Origin of the sequence: Bradyrhizobium yuanmingense (genome assembly GCF_029167105.1) — a bacterium.
Taxonomy (GTDB): domain Bacteria; phylum Pseudomonadota; class Alphaproteobacteria; order Rhizobiales; family Xanthobacteraceae; genus Bradyrhizobium; species Bradyrhizobium yuanmingense_A.
Genome location: NZ_JARFML010000025.1, coordinates 82,738 through 98,807, shown reverse-complemented (window position 1 = coordinate 98,807; position 16,070 = coordinate 82,738). Strand labels below are relative to the sequence as shown.

Here is a 16,070-nt window from a genome sequence, read left to right as displayed (position 1 = left end):
ATCGCGCCGGTTGCGAACCCCGAGCTGGTGACTTGCCGGATCGCCTTTGTAGCGAACCAAGCACACCGCCGCCATCGCCCGAACTGGCCAAGCTCGTCCTCGCACAGGCAGAGCAGGCAATGGTAGCTGTTCATACGACCGTTGAGCGGGTCCTGATCATCGATGTCAACCAGTCTCGATATGGTTTTGAAGCGCGGATCGAGTCCGATAAGGCTCGGAGGGGGCTGTCGGAAGACACCGTCCGCGTCATATCCGCGAAAAACAACGAGCCCGCCTGGATGCTGGAGTGGCGGCTGGAGGCCTTCCGCCGCTGGCTGATCATGACCGAGCCGACCTGGGCGCGTGTTAACGATCCCAAGCTCGACTACCAGGACATCGCCAATCTTGTGCTGCCGAAACCGAAAAAGAGGGTGTCGTCGAGCGACGAGATTGATCCGGAACCGCTCAAGACCTCCGAGAAGCGGGGCGATCCGTTTCGCGTGGTCGCGAACCTGGAGGGTGTAGAGCTGAGCCGCGCCGAACCTTCAGCGAATCGCACGATCGCGGTCAATACCCCCTTCGACTCGCTTTCGGTCGACACCAGGTTCCGAGAAGAGCTGAAGAAGGAAGGGGTAATTTTCATGCCGATCTCGGAGGCGATCGGCGAGCATCCCGAACTGGTTCAGAGGTATCTCGGCAGCGTGGTGCCGATTTCCGACAATTTTTTCGCTAGATTGAACTCGGCGGTCTTCTCTGACGGCTCGTTCGTCTACGTGCCGCCAGGCGTCCGCTGCCAGATGGAACTGTCGGCCTATTTCCGGAACGGGCACAACACCGGTCAGTTCGAGCGCACTCTGATCATCGCCGACAAGGGCTCCTACGTAAGCTATCTAGAAGGCTGCACTGCGCGGGAGCGTGACAAGAATCAGCTGCATGCTGCAGTTGTCGAGCTCGTCGTGCTTGATGATGCCGAGATCAAGTATTCGACAGTGCAAAATGGCTACCCTGGCAAGTCCGAGGACAAGGTCGGCATCTACAATTTCGTCACCAAGCGTTGCGACTGCCGCGGCAAGAATTCGAAAATTTCCTGGACGCAGGTGGAGACGGGATCTGCCACGACGTGGAAGAATCCGACCTGCATCCTTCGCGGCGACAACTCGAAGGGCGAGTTCTACTCGATCGCGATTTCGGCCGGTTTTCAGCAGGTCGATAGCGGCAGCAAAATGATCCACCTCGGCAGGAACACGTCGAGCCGGATCGTCCACAAGCGTATCGCCACCGGCAGATCTCAGAACACCTATCGCGGCCTTGTCAGCGCTCACCTCAAGTCCACAGGTGCGTGCAGCCATACCGCCTGCAATTCGCTTCTAATCGGCGACAAGTCTGGTGCGCACACTGTGCCTTACATCGATGCGAAGAACTCCTCGGCGACGATCGAGCACGAGGCCACGATCTCTAAGATCTCCGAGGACGTGCTGTTCTACTGCATCCAGCGCGGGATTTCGCAGGAGGCGGCCATTGGCCTCATCGTCAATGGCTTCGCCAACGACGTATTACGGAAATTGCCCCTGGAGCTCGCAGTGGAAGCGCAGAGGTTGATCTCGATCTCGCTCGAGGCCTCGGTCCGATGACTGCATGGTCCGCGAGCCCTGCTGAACGCAGCTCAGCTGTTTTCGATGACGTATTCGGGGATTGGTAGAATCGAGCTACTCGAATTTTGATTTGCATGTTCGTGCCGAGCGCCGCGATCTCTGCTGGCTCGATCTCACCGTCAATGCGGGCCAGATGCACGCGATCATGGCCGGGCAAGCCGAACTATCGCGGGCGAGCCGGGCTGCGAGCTAACCGCCGGCCAAATCCTGTTGAAGCGCGAAGACCTGCTCGCGATGGAGGCGGAAGCAGGGCGCCGCCATGAGCGTATTTCTCAATTCCTAACAACTGATAGAATGCCAGGCGTCATCACGATAAACGTCTTGCGCGCGACGCTCAACGCTCAATGCAGCTGCCTCGCGCGGCATAGGTTGCGGGTGAGCGAGCGGCGCTCCGGAAGGCGATCAAAGTTAGTGATGGTCGATCGCATGTTCGCACCGAGCCGGTCTGATGCCGCCAACTGCGAAAGAGGGGGCGATCTGCGGTCGCAGCAACGCGGTTCTGAGGAAGTCAGTCAATGACGCGATGGCTACGCTTGTGTTGCCGATTACGACTGACGCGATGGTCTCGCTCAAACCGCGATGGTGACGGGCGGCGTTGTGATCACGTTCACCGAGCGACGAGACATTCGATCCAGATCATTAACGTCGCAACCGGATCTTTGACAACAGGCTTGGCACGCGTCTATCTGCAAATCGGTAAGCGCGCGAACGGCATCAGGCTAGAAAACGTTATCGCGGCCGGCAGCACAGGTAGCTAGCAAGCCAACAGATGCGTTGATCGTGTACTCGCGAAGTAGCGCAGGAGCATCAGGTGCTTACGCATCATCTGGACAGCGGCTGAGAAGGGCTTAGCAAAGATGGAAGGTGACGAGGGAGCTAGATTGGCTCATGCCGGTCCTTTTCTGGTTCGCTTCAGATGTGCTGCAAACAGGCAAGGTCCGCCAGATACCGCACCTTCAGTGGAGAATCGCTGTGATGTCGTAGCGTGAACCGCGACTGTTCTGTTTCTAACTGAGGTATGAGGACTGATCTTCAATGCGCTTTGTCGCATTCGCAACAAAACGCAGTGGCGCGAGGCGAAAACCCATTCCAAATCCGCTCGTTTACTCTTTCCGCGGCGCTGGCATGCTCGTTGCAGAAACGTGGCCGAGTGGCCCCTATTGCAACAGGAAAGCTTCGAAGGACATCGGCATGAGTCTCGCAACGACCCAGAGCATCTCGGAAATCAGAGCGCGGAATAAGGAGCTGATCGAGGAGGTATTGAAGGTCTATCCGGAGAAGACCGCAAAACGTCGCGCCAAGCACCTCAATGTCCACGAGGCGGGAAAATCGGACTGCGGGGTCAAATCGAACCTGAAATCAATACCCGGCGTGATGACAATTCGAGGCTGCGCCTACGCGGGTTCGAAGGGTGTGGTCTGGGGACCCATCAAGGACATGGTCCATATCAGCCACGGTCCAGTCGGTTGTGGCCAGTATTCGTGGGGCTCGCGTCGCAATTATTACGTCGGTACCACGGGGATAGATACGTTCGTGACGTTGCAGTTTACCTCCGACTTTCAGGAAAAGGATATCGTGTTCGGCGGAGACAAGAAGCTCAATAAAATCATTGACGAAGTCCAGGAGCTGTTCCCGCTCAACAACGGCATCACCGTCCAATCGGAGTGCCCGATTGGCTTGATCGGCGATGACATTGAGGCGGTGTCGCGAGCAAAATCTAAGGAATATGACGGCAAGACCATCGTGCCGGTACGCTGCGAGGGCTTTCGTGGCGTGTCCCAATCGCTTGGCCACCACATTGCCAACGATGCGGTGCGGGATTGGATATTTGATAAGAACGGGCCCGACAGCAAGCCGAGATTCGAGCCGACCCCGTACGATGTCGCGATCATCGGCGACTACAATATCGGCGGCGATGCCTGGTCGTCTCGAATTCTGCTGGAGGAAATGGGTTTACGCGTAATTGCGCAATGGTCCGGCGACGGCTCGCTAGCCGAGCTCGAGGCAACGCCGAAGGCAAAGCTCAACATTCTGCATTGCTACCGCTCGATGAATTACATCTCGCGCCACATGGAAGAGAAGTTCGGCATTCCCTGGTGCGAATACAACTTTTTCGGACCGTCCAAAATCGCGGAATCATTGCGCAAGATCGCCAGCTATTTCGATGACAAAATCAGAGAGGGCGCCGAGCGGGTAATCGAGAAGTACCAGCCGCTGGTGAATGCCGTGACCGCAAAGTACAGGCCCCGCCTCCAAGGGAAGACCGTGATGCTGTTCGTCGGCGGACTGCGCCCTCGTCATGTGATCGGCGCATATGAGGATCTCGGCATGGAAGTCATCGGCACGGGATATGAGTTTGGCCACAATGACGACTATCAGCGTACCGCCCAGCACTACGTGAAGGACAGCACGCTCATCTACGACGACGTCAATGGCTACGAGTTCGAGCGCTTCGTCGAGAAACTCCAGCCCGACCTGGTCGGGTCAGGCATCAAGGAGAAGTACGTCTTCCAGAAAATGGGTGTGCCGTTCAGGCAGATGCACTCCTGGGACTATTCCGGCCCATATCACGGCTATGACGGTTTTGCGGTCTTCGCGCGCGATATGGACATGGCCGTCAATTCGCCCATCTGGAAGAAGTTGAAGGCGCCCTGGAAGGATGTCCCCAAGCCGAGCCTCTTGGCTGCAGAATGACGCAAGTTACCGCTCTCAGCCGAGAGCCGTATTCACAGTAGTCACTATCCAAAAGGGTGTTGCCAATGGCGCAGAGTGCAGAACACGTGCTCGATCACTTAGAGCTGTTCCGCGGTCCGGAATACCAGCAGATGCTGGCTAACAAGAAGGCATTCGAGAATCCCCGTGAGTCCGCTGAGGTTGAACGCATCAGGGAATGGACAAAAACACCTGAGTATCGCGAGAAAAATTTTGCGCGGGAAGCGCTGACGATAAACCCGGCCAAGGCCTGCCAGCCGCTCGGCGCGGTATTTGCTTCGGTTGGCTTTGAAGGTACGCTGCCATTCGTGCACGGCTCTCAAGGCTGCGTGGCATATTACCGTAGCCATCTGTCGCGGCACTTCAAGGAGCCGAGCTCCTGCGTCTCGTCCTCGATGACAGAGGACGCGGCAGTATTCGGAGGGCTCAACAACATGATTGACGGGCTCGCCAACAGCTACAACATGTACAAACCAAGGATGATTGCGGTCTCTACCACCTGCATGGCGGAGGTGATCGGGGACGATCTCAATGCCTTCATCAAAACGTCGAAGGAAAAGGGGTCCGTTCCGGCGGATTTCGATGTGCCGTTCGCGCACACCCCGGCGTTCGTCGGTAGCCACATCACTGGCTATGACAATGCGCTCAAGGGCATCCTAGAGCATTTTTGGGACGGCAAGGCGGGAACGGCCCCCAAGCTGGAGCGCAAGCCGAACGACAAGATCAACTTCATCGGCGGTTTCGATGGTTATACCGTCGGTAACCTGCGCGAGATTAAGCGCATCTTCGAAATAATGGGAATCGAATATACCGTCCTCGCCGACAATTCCGAAGTGTTCGATACACCGACAGACGGCGAGTTTCGCATGTATGACGGCGGCACCACACTCGAGGACGCTGCGAACGCGGTTCACGCCAAGGCGACGATCTCCATGCAACAGTGGTGCACGGAAAAAACGCTGCCGTTCATCGCCGAGCACGGCCAGGATGTCGTGGCCTTCAATCATCCGGTAGGCCTGTCCGCAACGGACGACTTCCTGGTCGCGTTGTCGCGCATCAGCGGCAAAGACATCCCGGAAGAACTGGCGCGAGAGCGCGGCCGCTTGGTCGATGCGATGACTGACTCCAGTGCGCATATCCATGGCAAGAAATTCGCCATCTATGGCGATCCGGATCTCTGCTATGGGTTGGCCGCCTTCCTGCTCGAACTCGGCGCCGAACCGACCCATGTGCTGTCCACCAACGGCAATAAGGCTTGGGAGGAGAAAACAAAAGCATTATTGGCGAGCTCGACCTTTGGGCAGAACTGCCACGTTTATCCGGGGCGAGATCTCTGGCACATGCGTTCGCTCTTGTTCACCGAGCCTGTCGATTTTTTGATTGGCAACACTTACGGCAAGTATCTGGAACGGGACACCGGCACGCCGCTGATTCGTATCGGATTTCCAGTGTTTGATCGCCATCACCATCACCGCTCTGCTGTGTGGGGATATCAAGGTGGTATGAATGTGCTCGTGAAGATTCTCGACAAGATCTTCGACGAACTCGACAAGAAGACCAGCCTTCTCGGCAAGACGGACTATAGTTTTGACATCATTCGTTGATGGCAGACGATGCGCGTGTCATCGCCGGTACGATCGGCGGTGACACAAGCCCGAGACGGGTTGATTTTTGCAGATCGTTCCGGCTGAGAGGAGAAAAGGATGAGTTCGCTACCGGCCACGGTCCGGGACATTTTCAACGAGCCGGGCTGCGCGAAGAATGGCAGCAAGCCGGAGAATGAGCGCAGAAAGGGCTGTACCAAGCAGCTACAGCCGGGTATCGCCGCTGGTGGTTGCGCCTTTGACGGCGCCAAGATCGCGCTGCAGCCGTTTACTGATGTCGCTCACTTGGTGCATGGTCCAATAGCCTGCGAAGGCAATTCGTGGGACAATCGTGGCGCGGCGTCGTCCGGCTCGGATTTGTGGCGCACGGGGTTCACAACCGATATGAACGAAACGGATGTCGTATTTGGGGGCGAAAAGCGACTTTCCAGGGCGATTAAAGAGATAATCGACAAGCGCGACCCGTCGGCCATCTTCGTCTATCAGACCTGCGTGCCCGCCATGATAGGCGACGACATCGACGCCGTCTGTAAGGCGGCTACGCGAAAGTTCGGCAAGCCGGTAATTCCCGTCAATTCGCCGGGCTTCGTCGGTTCAAAGAACCTCGGCACTAAGCTTGCTGGGGAGGCTTTGCTGGAACATGTCATTGGGACGCAAGAGCCAGATAACATCACGCCCTATGACATCAATTTGATCGGGGAATACAATCTGTCCGGCGAGCTTTGGCAGGTTAAGCCTTTGTTTGACGAACTTGGTATCCGCATCCTCTCCTGCATCTCAGGCGATGGCAAATATCGCGAAGTGGCTTCGTCGCACCGGGCCCGCGCCGCCATGATGGTGTGTTCACGGTCGATGATCAACGTCGCACGTAAGATGAAAGAGCGCTACGAGATCCCCTTTTTTGAAGGATCGTTCTACGGCATTCAGGACTCCAGCGACGCACTGCGTGAGATTGCACGATTGCTGGTCGAGCGCGGCGCGCCAGGCCATCTGATAGAGCGCACAGAGGCGCTGATCGCACGCGAGGAGGCGCGCGCTTGGGCTGCAATCGAGCCATACAAGCCACGCTTCAAGGGCAAGAAGGCTTTGTTGATTACCGGCGGCGTCAAATCATGGTCCGTCGTTGCCGCGCTGCGGGAGGCCGGACTCGAATTGGTTGGGACCAGTGTGAAGAAATCTACAGAAGAGGACAAGGAGCGCATTAAGGAGCTGACGGGCCAGGATGCACACATGATTGAGGACATGCCACCGCGGGAGATGTACAAAATGCTGAAGGACGCGAAAGCGGACATGATGCTCTCGGGCGGCAAGTCGCAGTTCGTCGCGCTGAAAGCGGCGACGCCCTGGTTGGACATCAACCAGGAGCGTAGCCACGCCTACATGGGCTATGCCGGAATGGTTAAGCTGGTGGAGGAGATCGACAGATCATTATTCAATCCGATGTGGGAGCAGCTGCGCCGGCCGGCACCCTGGAATGCGCTGGCTAGAGCGATGGCACAGGTGCACTCGCCGGCCGCCCCCAGCATCTCCGATCCAGCAATCGACGAGAGGGCACGGCGCGCCAAGAAGATCTGTGCATGCAACACAGTTGACCTCGGCACAATAGAGGACGCGATTTGTTCGCATGGTCTGACCAGCGTCGAGGCAGTCAAACAGCACACCAAAGCGATCGGTGGCTGCTGCAAGAGACGAATTGAGGACATCCTTCAGTCGTCGCCGCGTCCCGTGCTGCAGGCTGCGGAATAGGAAGACGACATGGCTGTCGTCATGACACCGAAGAAGGCGTGCGCCGTCAACCCGCTAAAGATGAGTCAGCCGATCGGCGGCGCATTCGCCTTCATGGGGCTGCGCGGGGCAATGCCACTGCTACACGGCGCTCAAGGGTGCACATCGTTCGGGCTCACGCTGTTTGTACGGCATTTCAAGGAGGCGGTGCCGTTGCAGACCACCGCGATGACCGAGGTCACGACCGTGCTCGGGGGCTATGAAAATCTTGAGCAGGCTATACTTAATATCTTCAATCGCGCCAAGCCAAAGATCATTGGTATCTGCTCGACGGGGGTCACCGAAACCAATGGCGACGATGTTGACGCCTACATCAAGCTTATTCGCGAGAAGCATCCGCAACTCGCCAGATTGCCTCTGGTCTATGTCTCGACGCCCGATTTCAAGGACGCGTTCCAAGATGGCTGGCAGAAAGCTGTAACGCGGATGGTCGAGGTCCTGGTTGAGGCGCCTGCGGTGGAGGCGCTGCGTGATCCCGCGCGGGTCAATGTTCTTCCAGGATGCCACCTCACGCCGGGTGATATCGATGAGCTCCGAGCTATCCTTGAAGATTTCGGGTTGCAGCCATCCTTCCTACCAGATCTTGCCGGATCTCTGGATGGGCATGTCCCGGATGAGTTCACGCCGACGACGATCGGCGGCATCGGGGTCGACGAAGTCGCGGTCATGGGTCGGGCGGGGTGGACTATTGCCATCGGTTCGCAGATGCGGCGGGCTGCAGAGGCAATGCAGGCCAAGACGGGCGTGCCATTTCGCGTGTTTGAACGACTATGTGGTCTGCTTCCCAACGATGAATTCATCGCCTTTCTGAGCGAGATCAGCGGCCGTCCGGTGCCATCAAAATATCGGCGTCAGCGCGGGCAACTCGCTGATGCGATGCTCGACACGCATTTCCATATTGGTGGTCGCAGACTTGCGATAGGAGCCGAGCCCGACCTGTTGTTCGACCTATCGAGCATGCTCAACGATATGGGCGTGCAGGTGATCGCGGCCGTGACAACAACGGACTCGGCGGTGCTGGAGCGGGTGGCGAGCGAGGAGGTACTGATCGGTGATCTGGAGGATCTGGAGGAGCTTGCCGAGAGCAAAGGGTGCGATCTGCTCATCACGCATTCTCATGGCCGGCAAGCAGCGGCGCGGCTGAAGATTCCGTTTTATCGCGCCGGCTTTCCGATATTCGATAGGTTAGGCGCAGCACACCACAAATCGGTCGGGTATCGAGGTGCGCGCGATCTGATCTTCGCCATCGCAAATCTCGTGATCGAGGACCGCGAGCAGAATCGTAAGCCTACGCCAGATACTTGGCGAAAATCAAATCTACCCTCCACGCCGTACCAGCGCGGTTTCAGCGACCGAACAGAGAGGCACATTGCATGAAGGTCGCGTTCGCTACCCAAGACTTGCAGCGTGTCGATGCGCATTTTGGTTGGGCCAAGAACATCGCTGTCTATGACGTCGGCCCGGGGGGGCACGTTTTTGTGAACGTGTTTGAATTCAAGGGCGATCTCAAGGAGGACGGCGACGAGGACAAGCTCGCGCCAAAGATCGAGGTAATTAGGGACTGCGCCATCCTCTATGTCGCGGCCATCGGCGGTTCAGCTGCCGCCCGGGTGGTGGCCAAGAAAATTCACCCAATCAAAGTGAACAAGCCTGAAAACATCCTGGTGCTGCTCGAAAAGCTAGAACGCGTACTGAAGGGGACCCCCCCGCCCTGGCTACGCAAAGCCTTGACCAAGGATCAAAAGCGCACATTCAATTTCGATGACTGAGGATGACATGAGGCAGGCCGCAAATATAGCGCAAGGCGATCGGGCTCTCGATGCGCCGATCGTCAAAGAGCTGGTCAAGCTTTGGCGCGCGCAGGATATGCACGGTTTTTGGGAGAACAGGAGCGATATCGACCTGCTCGAACCCTATATCGTTAACAGTGTGAAACGACGCGAACTGCCGATCGTCGGCGATCCCGATCCCGACACGATTCGGCGGCTGGAGTTGTTCTTCGACGCGGTCGCGCTTTCGATCGAGAGGGCGACCGCGGTTATGATCCAGCCGATGCTAAAGATGAACCATGAAGGCTTTGGTCGCATGGTGCTGATCGGGGGGCGACTGCTAGTAGTGAACAAGCAGCTGCGCGATGTTCATCGCTTTGGCTTCGAAAGTCTAGCAAAGCTCGCGGGCGAGGGTGACAAATATGTAAGGGAAGGCGTCAACATGATCCGGAAGTTTCCGAGCGTAGCGAACCATTGAGGGTTCTTATGAGCGACCGTGAAGGACTGAAAGCAGAACTCAAGATACTTTCAGCAAGAGCAACGCAGGCCAAAATGGATCTACACGATCTCTCGGAGGAACTGCCCGTGAACTGGCCATCGATCATGTCGGTAGCGCGGAAGGCGCACGATGCCTTCGCCGAACTCGATCGCAAGAGACGGGAGCTAAAGCAGCTTGAGAAGTCGTAAAGGTACTCGATGATGTCATCTGTAACTCGTGGTGGTCGAGACTGGACGCCGAACTACTTGAACTCAATTGATGCCACGAAGTGCATCGGCTGCGGCCGCTGTTTCAAAGTCTGTGGTCGCAATGTTATGACATTGAAGGGGATCAGCGAGGAAGGCGAACTTGTCGATCTCGAGGACGACGAGAACGATGAGATTGAGAAGAAAATTATGGCCTTAAATGACAAGGGCGCATGCATCGGCTGCGGTGCATGTGCGAGGGTGTGTCCCACCAATTGCCAGACCCACAATTCGGCCGCAGGTGAGGCGGTGTAGAGGGCGCATCAAGATCAGTTGCTGTCGGGTTCTTTATCCCGACCACTTGTTCTCGGGTATGGTTGTCGTCTGGCGTCCGGCCCGCGGATTTGCAATGAGAGTTGCCGATTGCCCACGATTTCCGAGGGTCGGGATCGAGTGGCCGTCCCATGGACATGCGAGCAGATCGTTGGGGGCTTCGTGTCAGGTTCGGTCAGCGACTTCGCCTATTTCTCATCCGTTGCGGCCGCCAAGTCGGGGTGAGTATCTGCCTAGTGCATGGGGTGATGAGGAGCGGGACGACGGGCAATGGATCCGCCGCACCCCAGATGGTCTGGTGGGCGATGTTGGGGCGGCCCAGCTTCGGCATGATCAGATGTTGGCATCGCCTCCAGCAACGATGGTGACGGCACCATGTACGCACCACGGTCGATAGCCTGCATCTCGCCGCCGGCTCCAATCTGCCGATGCTTGTTCCTCAGCAGTTGCATGGGCCGCGTATCTCGCGCGGGGCGTTGGCGTCCTAGGCGCCGAGGTCCGGAATGCCGAAGCCGGTTTTTCCGTGGGCGGTGAACGCGACAGATGCAAGCGTTGCCACCTTCGAAAAGCTCCTCCGCTCTAGGAGTGCGCCGCACAACAGGTATCGGCGATGAACAGGCGCCCTTCGGAGCATGCGGGCTCGACCGGGGATGGAGGTCGACATGGACCCGCCGTGCGAGCTTTCCTTCAAGCAGCACTTGTATCGTGCGCAGCATGCCCTCATCTGGCTCCAGTGTGGATCCTGCGCACTGGCTCGGCTTCTCCTTCGCGAACACCCGTTCGCGTAAAGGTGTAGCGCTGCAGGCTGGCGAGTATTCGTCGAGACGCTTGGTCGGCCGTGTCGCGATTACCGCTCAGGATCTTGGCCTTCGCCACCGCGGGCCCGATCCGCAGGATCAGATTGCACTTACGAATGCCCACGCAGTGGATTGTCCAAAAAAGGAGGGGTTCTTGCATGGCGGATTGAAGCGATGATCAATAGAGACGAGCCTTGTCATGAATGAGCAATCGATTTCGCCAAATACCGTCTATGCGATTTGTCGGTTTGCTGGCATTCCTAACCGCCGTGCGATTGGCTTCCATCTGATGACCGTCAATGAGGACGGCAGCCGAAGACCGTTGTCCATCGTCGTGGTGCGCTGGGGCAAAAAGGTGGTTGGCTATGTCAACGAATGTCCGCACAACCGCGTCAACCTGGACTGGGAGCGTAACGAGTTTCTCGATCGATATGGCGTCCGGCTGATGTGCGGGAAGCACGGGTCAACCTTCGAGCTCGGCACTGGCCGTTGCGTCGAAGGCCCATGTAAGGGCAGAGAGCTTAGGCCCGTGGCGCTGACAGTTCTTGATGGCGACATCTGCATCGTCGGCGTGCGGCTTGTCGAGGATGAACCCTCACCTGACTCTGAAGCCGATGTTTAGACTGGCCGGTTCTCGTTTCGGTTTTTCACGGGGCCCATTCTCTTCAGTGCAACCGCGTAAGAGATCTGCTCATAGGAGATATGAAGTGACTTCGCCGCGTCGAGCAGATAATCGAGCTTGCCGCCGGGGTTTAGATGCTTGATGTCGTTCTTATCGATACCAATCAGGTCCATCATTTCTTTCCAGACTGTGGACTCGTCGCACGGCAGAACGTGGAAGGTGATATCACCGAGTGTCGTTCGATATTTCGCCAACAGGTCTATGTTGTTGCAGAAAATGAAGTAGCTTCCGTCCGGGGTTAGCGCGCTATTAAGCACATCTGCGACGTCAGAAAGATAGGCGAACGAGTGCAGATAGCCAGCCAGAACCGGAATTGTGCTTTCACCTTCCTGCGCGATCGTCAACACTTGCTCGATCGAACAGTCTGGCGGCCGTTTCTCGTCCGCCACCTGGGCCTGGAATTTCAATGCGATGTCGCCGCGAAAGCCGAACCGACCTGGCTTTGTGGTCCTGCCTTTGAGTACGGCGTTGAACAAGCGTCCCTCCCTCTCAAGCTGGCCCAGTGCGGTGTTCTCGATTGAAGTCATCAAAATCGTCCTCGATCTAAACTCTTCACCGGCGGCTTGGCCGGTGCGAATTCAATGCAAATGTCTTGCCGCCGCGTGCGCGCCGGGTTTTCCTCTTAGTTTCTAAAGAAACCGCGCGATCGTGGTGCGAAGCCCTCCAAGGATCCTTGTCGGGAATTCGACATGAGTGCCGGATCCAACAGGCGAGTCGGAAGAAGACAGCAAGACCATGCACGTGCGAAGTGGCATGCCACTTGCCAGTCCGCTCAAGCGAGCACAGCTAGACGAGGGTGAACATGATCAATCTGACCGATAGCGCAGTGAATGCGGCTAAGACCGCGATTTCAGCGTCGGCGTTTCCCGGGGGCGGGCTGCGCATCGCAGTCGAGGCGGGCGGCTGCGCCGAGTTCAAGTACACAATGGGCCTTGTCGCCCGGGCTGAGCCGGACGACACATTGATCGAGCGTGACGGGCTGAAGGTGTTCGTCGACAACAAGAGCTATCGGCATCTGATTGGCACGACGATCGACTTCGTGGTGGCGCTGGAGGGCTCGGGCTTCACCTTCGACAACCCAAACACAAAGTCGAGTTGCTCTTGTGGAAAATCCTTCAGCTGATGGCGGGAAAGTCGAAGCATGGGCGAAGGCCGAGAAACTACTGAAACAACCGTCGCCGACCGGCAGCAGCTATTCGTGCCATGAGAGAAGATCAAGCGAACCTGCAGCGCGAGGGTGGCGACTGTCAGATGACCGAGATAGTCCGCAGCACGGTCATGCTCAGGCCGACGGGCGCCTGCATGCTCTTTGCGCATCCTGGCGCGACGTTGGCGGGCATTCAGGCCCCTGGTCGAAATGCTGCGGCGAATTTATTTGCCTGATGTCGCTCGCCGGGCAAACCAAGATGCAGGATTGAGGGAGAATTAATTGCCGATTTATCTCGACAATAATGCGACCACGCGGACAGACCCGTCCGTCCTGCAGGCAATGTTACCGTTCTTCACCGAGCAATTTGGCAATGCCTCCTCCGCCCATGCCTTTGGCAGAGAGGTCGCGGGCGCCGTGGAGCAGGCGCGGTGCGGCCTACAGGCATTGTTAGGGGCTAAATACGATCACGAAATCGTCTTTACCTCCGGTGGAAGCGAGGCCAATAACACCGCGATCCTTTCGTCGCTCGCGACCCAGGACGGGCGCGATGAGATTGTCACCACCTCCGTCGAGCATTCCGCCGTCCTTACGCTAATCAAGCAGCTGGCGATAATGAACGTCAAAACGCACGTGATTCCAGTCGATTCGCGCGGCAGGCTCGACATCGACGCGTTTCGACGCGCGCTCGGGCCACGCACAGCGCTTGCGTCGGTCATGTGGGCCAACAACGAGACCGGAACGATTTTTCCTGTGGAGTTTCTAGCCGGGTTAACGCGTGAGGCGGGCGCGCTGTTTCATACAGACGCGGTGCAGGCCGTCGGCAAACTGCCTATCGACTTGAAGAACAGCGCGATCGACATGCTGTCGCTTTCCGCGCACAAACTTCATGGTCCCAAGGGAATTGGTGCGCTCTATTTGCGAAAAGGCACAAAATTCAGGCCGCTGATCTGGGGCGGATCACAGGAACGACGGCGCCGCGGCGGAACGGAGAACATCCCGGGCATCGTCGGCCTTGGAAAAGCGGCAGAGCTTGCGGCGGAGCGGCTCGGACTGGAGTGCGTTCGCATTGGCGCATTGCGCGACCGTCTTGAGCAGGGAATTCTGCAAAATGGGGACTGCATGGCGCTTGGCGATATCAGAAACCGGCTATCAAACACGACGAACATCGCGTTTGACCATCTCGAAGGCGAAGCAATTGTCCATCACCTCAGTCGCGCTGGAATAGCCGCTTCGCTCGGATCGGCCTGCGGCTCCCGCTCAATGGAGCCGTCGCATGTCATGCGTGCCATGGGGGTGCCGGCGAAAAACCTGCACGGCGGGGTCCGGCTGTCTCTATCGCGTGAGACAACCGTCGAAGAGGTCGACCAAGTCGTCGCTGTAGTGTCGGACATTGTGGCCTACTTACGCGCCGAATTGCGGCGAGCATGCGAAAGCGCCCAGAATGCATCGCGTTTCAGGAACTTAAGCTCATGAAAATAATGATTCGCCGCTCCCCCGATGCTGGCCTTTCGATTTACGTGCCGAAGAAAGATCTCGAGGAGCCGATCGTAGAATCCGAGCATGAGACGCTTTGGGGCGGCTGGATCAGGATAGCCAACGGCTGGGTCCTCGATCTGCCTGAAATGGCGAGCGACACGCCACTGCCGATCACAATCAATGCCAAGAAGCGTGGAGAAGACAGGGACGATCGATGAAGACGCTGCCGCAAATCGTGTTCGCGCATGCCGCCGACGCGAAGGCGATTCTCACTGATCTTGCGGCTAGAATGAGAGCCGGCAGCATCGTTCCGTATCTTGGGCCAGGCCTCGCCGAGTTGTCACGTCCCGAGGCGCCTATGACGCCTGAGGCTTTGGCTGATTTTTTCGCCAGCAAGGTTGCGCTACCGCGCCGGGCCAAGGGCAACGCCTGGGCATCGGCGCAGTATGTCGAGAGCAACAAGCATCGTTCAACCGTGACGGCATTGATGGTGCAGGCGTTCTCTCTGCCGGCCGATCCAACACCGTTGCATCATCATCTTGCGAGCCTGCCCCTGCCGATAATAGTGGACTCTTGGTATGACGGTGCCATGCGCGCGGCGCTCGGTAAGCGTAGCGGATGGGGTGAGGTGCAGGGCATAACCCGCTCCGGCAGTCACGACGATCGTTGGTACCGCTTTTACGATTCGGCGGGCCAAGAGGTTGATCATGCCTTGGCAGCGCATTGGTCTACTGTGCTGTACAAGCCGCATGGCAGCGTAGTGCCGGCCAAGAACTTCCTGGTCACTGACGCTGATTATGTCGAGGTGTTGACGGAAATCGACATCCAGACCCCGATTCCCGATGTGATCAAGGAAAGGCGGGCCGGACGGAGCTTTCTCTTCATCGGCTGTCGCTTCAACGACCAGCTAATGCGTACCTATGCGCGGCAGATCACCAAGCGCTCCGCCGGCGTCCATTACGCGATCGTCGATCCGCAAGTGCTCTCGGGTAACGAGCTCTGCTTTCTGGTTAAGCAACGTCTAACGCCGCTCGCGATGACGCTCCCGCACGCAATGGAGATATTGCTCGCCAAGTAGAGGCGCAAGCGTGCCGCCCACCCCCGGTGCGAGCGAGGAGGTCGCACCGCAAGGATCGGTGAGGAAGAGCCCACGTGAGATCAGTAGGTGAAGATGAGAACGCAAACCTTTGCGTCTCTCCGTCGACATTGCGACAGCTGTCGCGTTTCCGACATGGGCGTCATCGCGGCGCGTGCACAACGAAGCGGATCGCTCCGGCTAACGCGTTCACATAGACCGAAATACCATCGTCTGCGCGATGGCACGCGAGTTGCTCATTCTGTCATGTGGTCGCTCGGGAGGGCGTGTCGTCCTCCCAAACCGACTCAGCGAGCAGGAGGGAGCTGAATATGAACGCTGTTGCCGAACGCGAAGAAAATGTCGAAGCTG

Annotated in this window: 15 protein-coding genes; 14 read left to right on the top strand and 1 reads right to left on the bottom strand. The window is 57.6% G+C overall.

All coding sequences use genetic code 11. The annotated features are described in order from the left end of the window. Positions 1-119: 119 nt before the first annotated feature. From sufB to P0R31_RS28010, 10 genes are all read left to right on the top strand, one after another. Complete coding sequence (gene sufB, locus P0R31_RS28055; protein ID WP_275517644.1) at positions 120-1,610, top strand: Fe-S cluster assembly protein SufB; 1,491 nt, start codon at positions 120-122, stop codon at positions 1,608-1,610. Positions 1,611-2,822: 1,212 nt separating this feature from the next. Continuing rightward, a complete protein-coding gene (gene nifD, locus P0R31_RS28050; protein WP_157286149.1) occupies positions 2,823-4,325 on the top strand; it encodes a nitrogenase molybdenum-iron protein alpha chain in 1,503 nt (500 codons plus the stop codon). A 65-nt stretch (positions 4,326-4,390) separates the two neighbouring features. After that, positions 4,391-5,947, top strand: coding sequence for a nitrogenase molybdenum-iron protein subunit beta (gene nifK, locus P0R31_RS28045; RefSeq protein WP_275517618.1), 1,557 nt, complete (start codon positions 4,391-4,393; stop codon positions 5,945-5,947). 99 nt (positions 5,948-6,046) lie between these two features. Further along, positions 6,047-7,693, top strand: coding sequence for a nitrogenase iron-molybdenum cofactor biosynthesis protein NifE (gene nifE / locus P0R31_RS28040; protein ID WP_275517617.1), 1,647 nt, complete (start codon positions 6,047-6,049; stop codon positions 7,691-7,693). Positions 7,694-7,702: 9 nt separating this feature from the next. Continuing rightward, positions 7,703-9,109, top strand: coding sequence for a nitrogenase iron-molybdenum cofactor biosynthesis protein NifN (nifN, locus tag P0R31_RS28035; protein WP_275517616.1), 1,407 nt, complete (start codon positions 7,703-7,705; stop codon positions 9,107-9,109). Further along, on the top strand, positions 9,106-9,501 hold the full coding sequence (gene nifX / locus P0R31_RS28030) for a nitrogen fixation protein NifX (protein WP_275517615.1): 396 nt from the start codon (positions 9,106-9,108) through the stop codon (positions 9,499-9,501). The genes nifN and nifX overlap by 4 nt, the downstream gene beginning before the upstream one ends. A gap of 7 nt (positions 9,502-9,508) precedes the next feature. Continuing rightward, entirely contained in the window at positions 9,509-9,979 is a 471-nt protein-coding gene (locus tag P0R31_RS28025) for a NifX-associated nitrogen fixation protein (protein ID WP_275517614.1), read from the top strand. A gap of 8 nt (positions 9,980-9,987) precedes the next feature. Then, positions 9,988-10,188, top strand: coding sequence for a CCE_0567 family metalloprotein (locus tag P0R31_RS28020; protein WP_275517612.1), 201 nt, complete (start codon positions 9,988-9,990; stop codon positions 10,186-10,188). 12 nt (positions 10,189-10,200) lie between these two features. Further along, on the top strand, positions 10,201-10,500 hold the full coding sequence (gene fdxB, locus P0R31_RS28015; RefSeq protein ID WP_275517643.1) for a ferredoxin III, nif-specific: 300 nt from the start codon (positions 10,201-10,203) through the stop codon (positions 10,498-10,500). Positions 10,501-11,514: 1,014 nt separating this feature from the next. Further along, a complete protein-coding gene (locus tag P0R31_RS28010) occupies positions 11,515-11,937 on the top strand; it encodes a Rieske (2Fe-2S) protein (RefSeq protein ID WP_430516867.1) in 423 nt (140 codons plus the stop codon). Here P0R31_RS28010 and P0R31_RS28005 read toward each other — a convergent pair. Then, entirely contained in the window at positions 11,934-12,524 is a 591-nt protein-coding gene (locus P0R31_RS28005) for a hypothetical protein (protein WP_275517611.1), read from the bottom strand. The two genes, P0R31_RS28010 and P0R31_RS28005, sit on opposite strands and share 4 nt — an antisense overlap. Before the next feature lie 275 nt (positions 12,525-12,799). On the opposite strand from P0R31_RS28005, the gene P0R31_RS28000 reads away from it, so the two are divergent. The 4 genes from P0R31_RS28000 to P0R31_RS27985 all read left to right on the top strand — a co-directional run bounded on the left by P0R31_RS28000 (position 12,800) and on the right by P0R31_RS27985 (position 15,701). After that, complete coding sequence (locus P0R31_RS28000) at positions 12,800-13,120, top strand: HesB/IscA family protein (protein WP_275517610.1); 321 nt, start codon at positions 12,800-12,802, stop codon at positions 13,118-13,120. A gap of 306 nt (positions 13,121-13,426) precedes the next feature. Further along, a complete protein-coding gene (nifS, locus tag P0R31_RS27995; RefSeq protein WP_275517609.1) occupies positions 13,427-14,620 on the top strand; it encodes a cysteine desulfurase NifS in 1,194 nt (397 codons plus the stop codon). After that, positions 14,617-14,841: a putative nitrogen fixation protein NifT gene (gene nifT, locus P0R31_RS27990; protein WP_157286137.1), complete on the top strand. Its 225-nt coding sequence runs from the start codon at positions 14,617-14,619 to the stop codon at positions 14,839-14,841. The genes nifS and nifT overlap by 4 nt, the downstream gene beginning before the upstream one ends. Then, on the top strand, positions 14,838-15,701 hold the full coding sequence (locus tag P0R31_RS27985) for an SIR2 family NAD-dependent protein deacylase (protein WP_275517607.1): 864 nt from the start codon (positions 14,838-14,840) through the stop codon (positions 15,699-15,701). Before nifT ends, P0R31_RS27985 begins: the two co-directional genes overlap by 4 nt. The last annotated feature ends 369 nt before the right edge of the window (positions 15,702-16,070 follow it).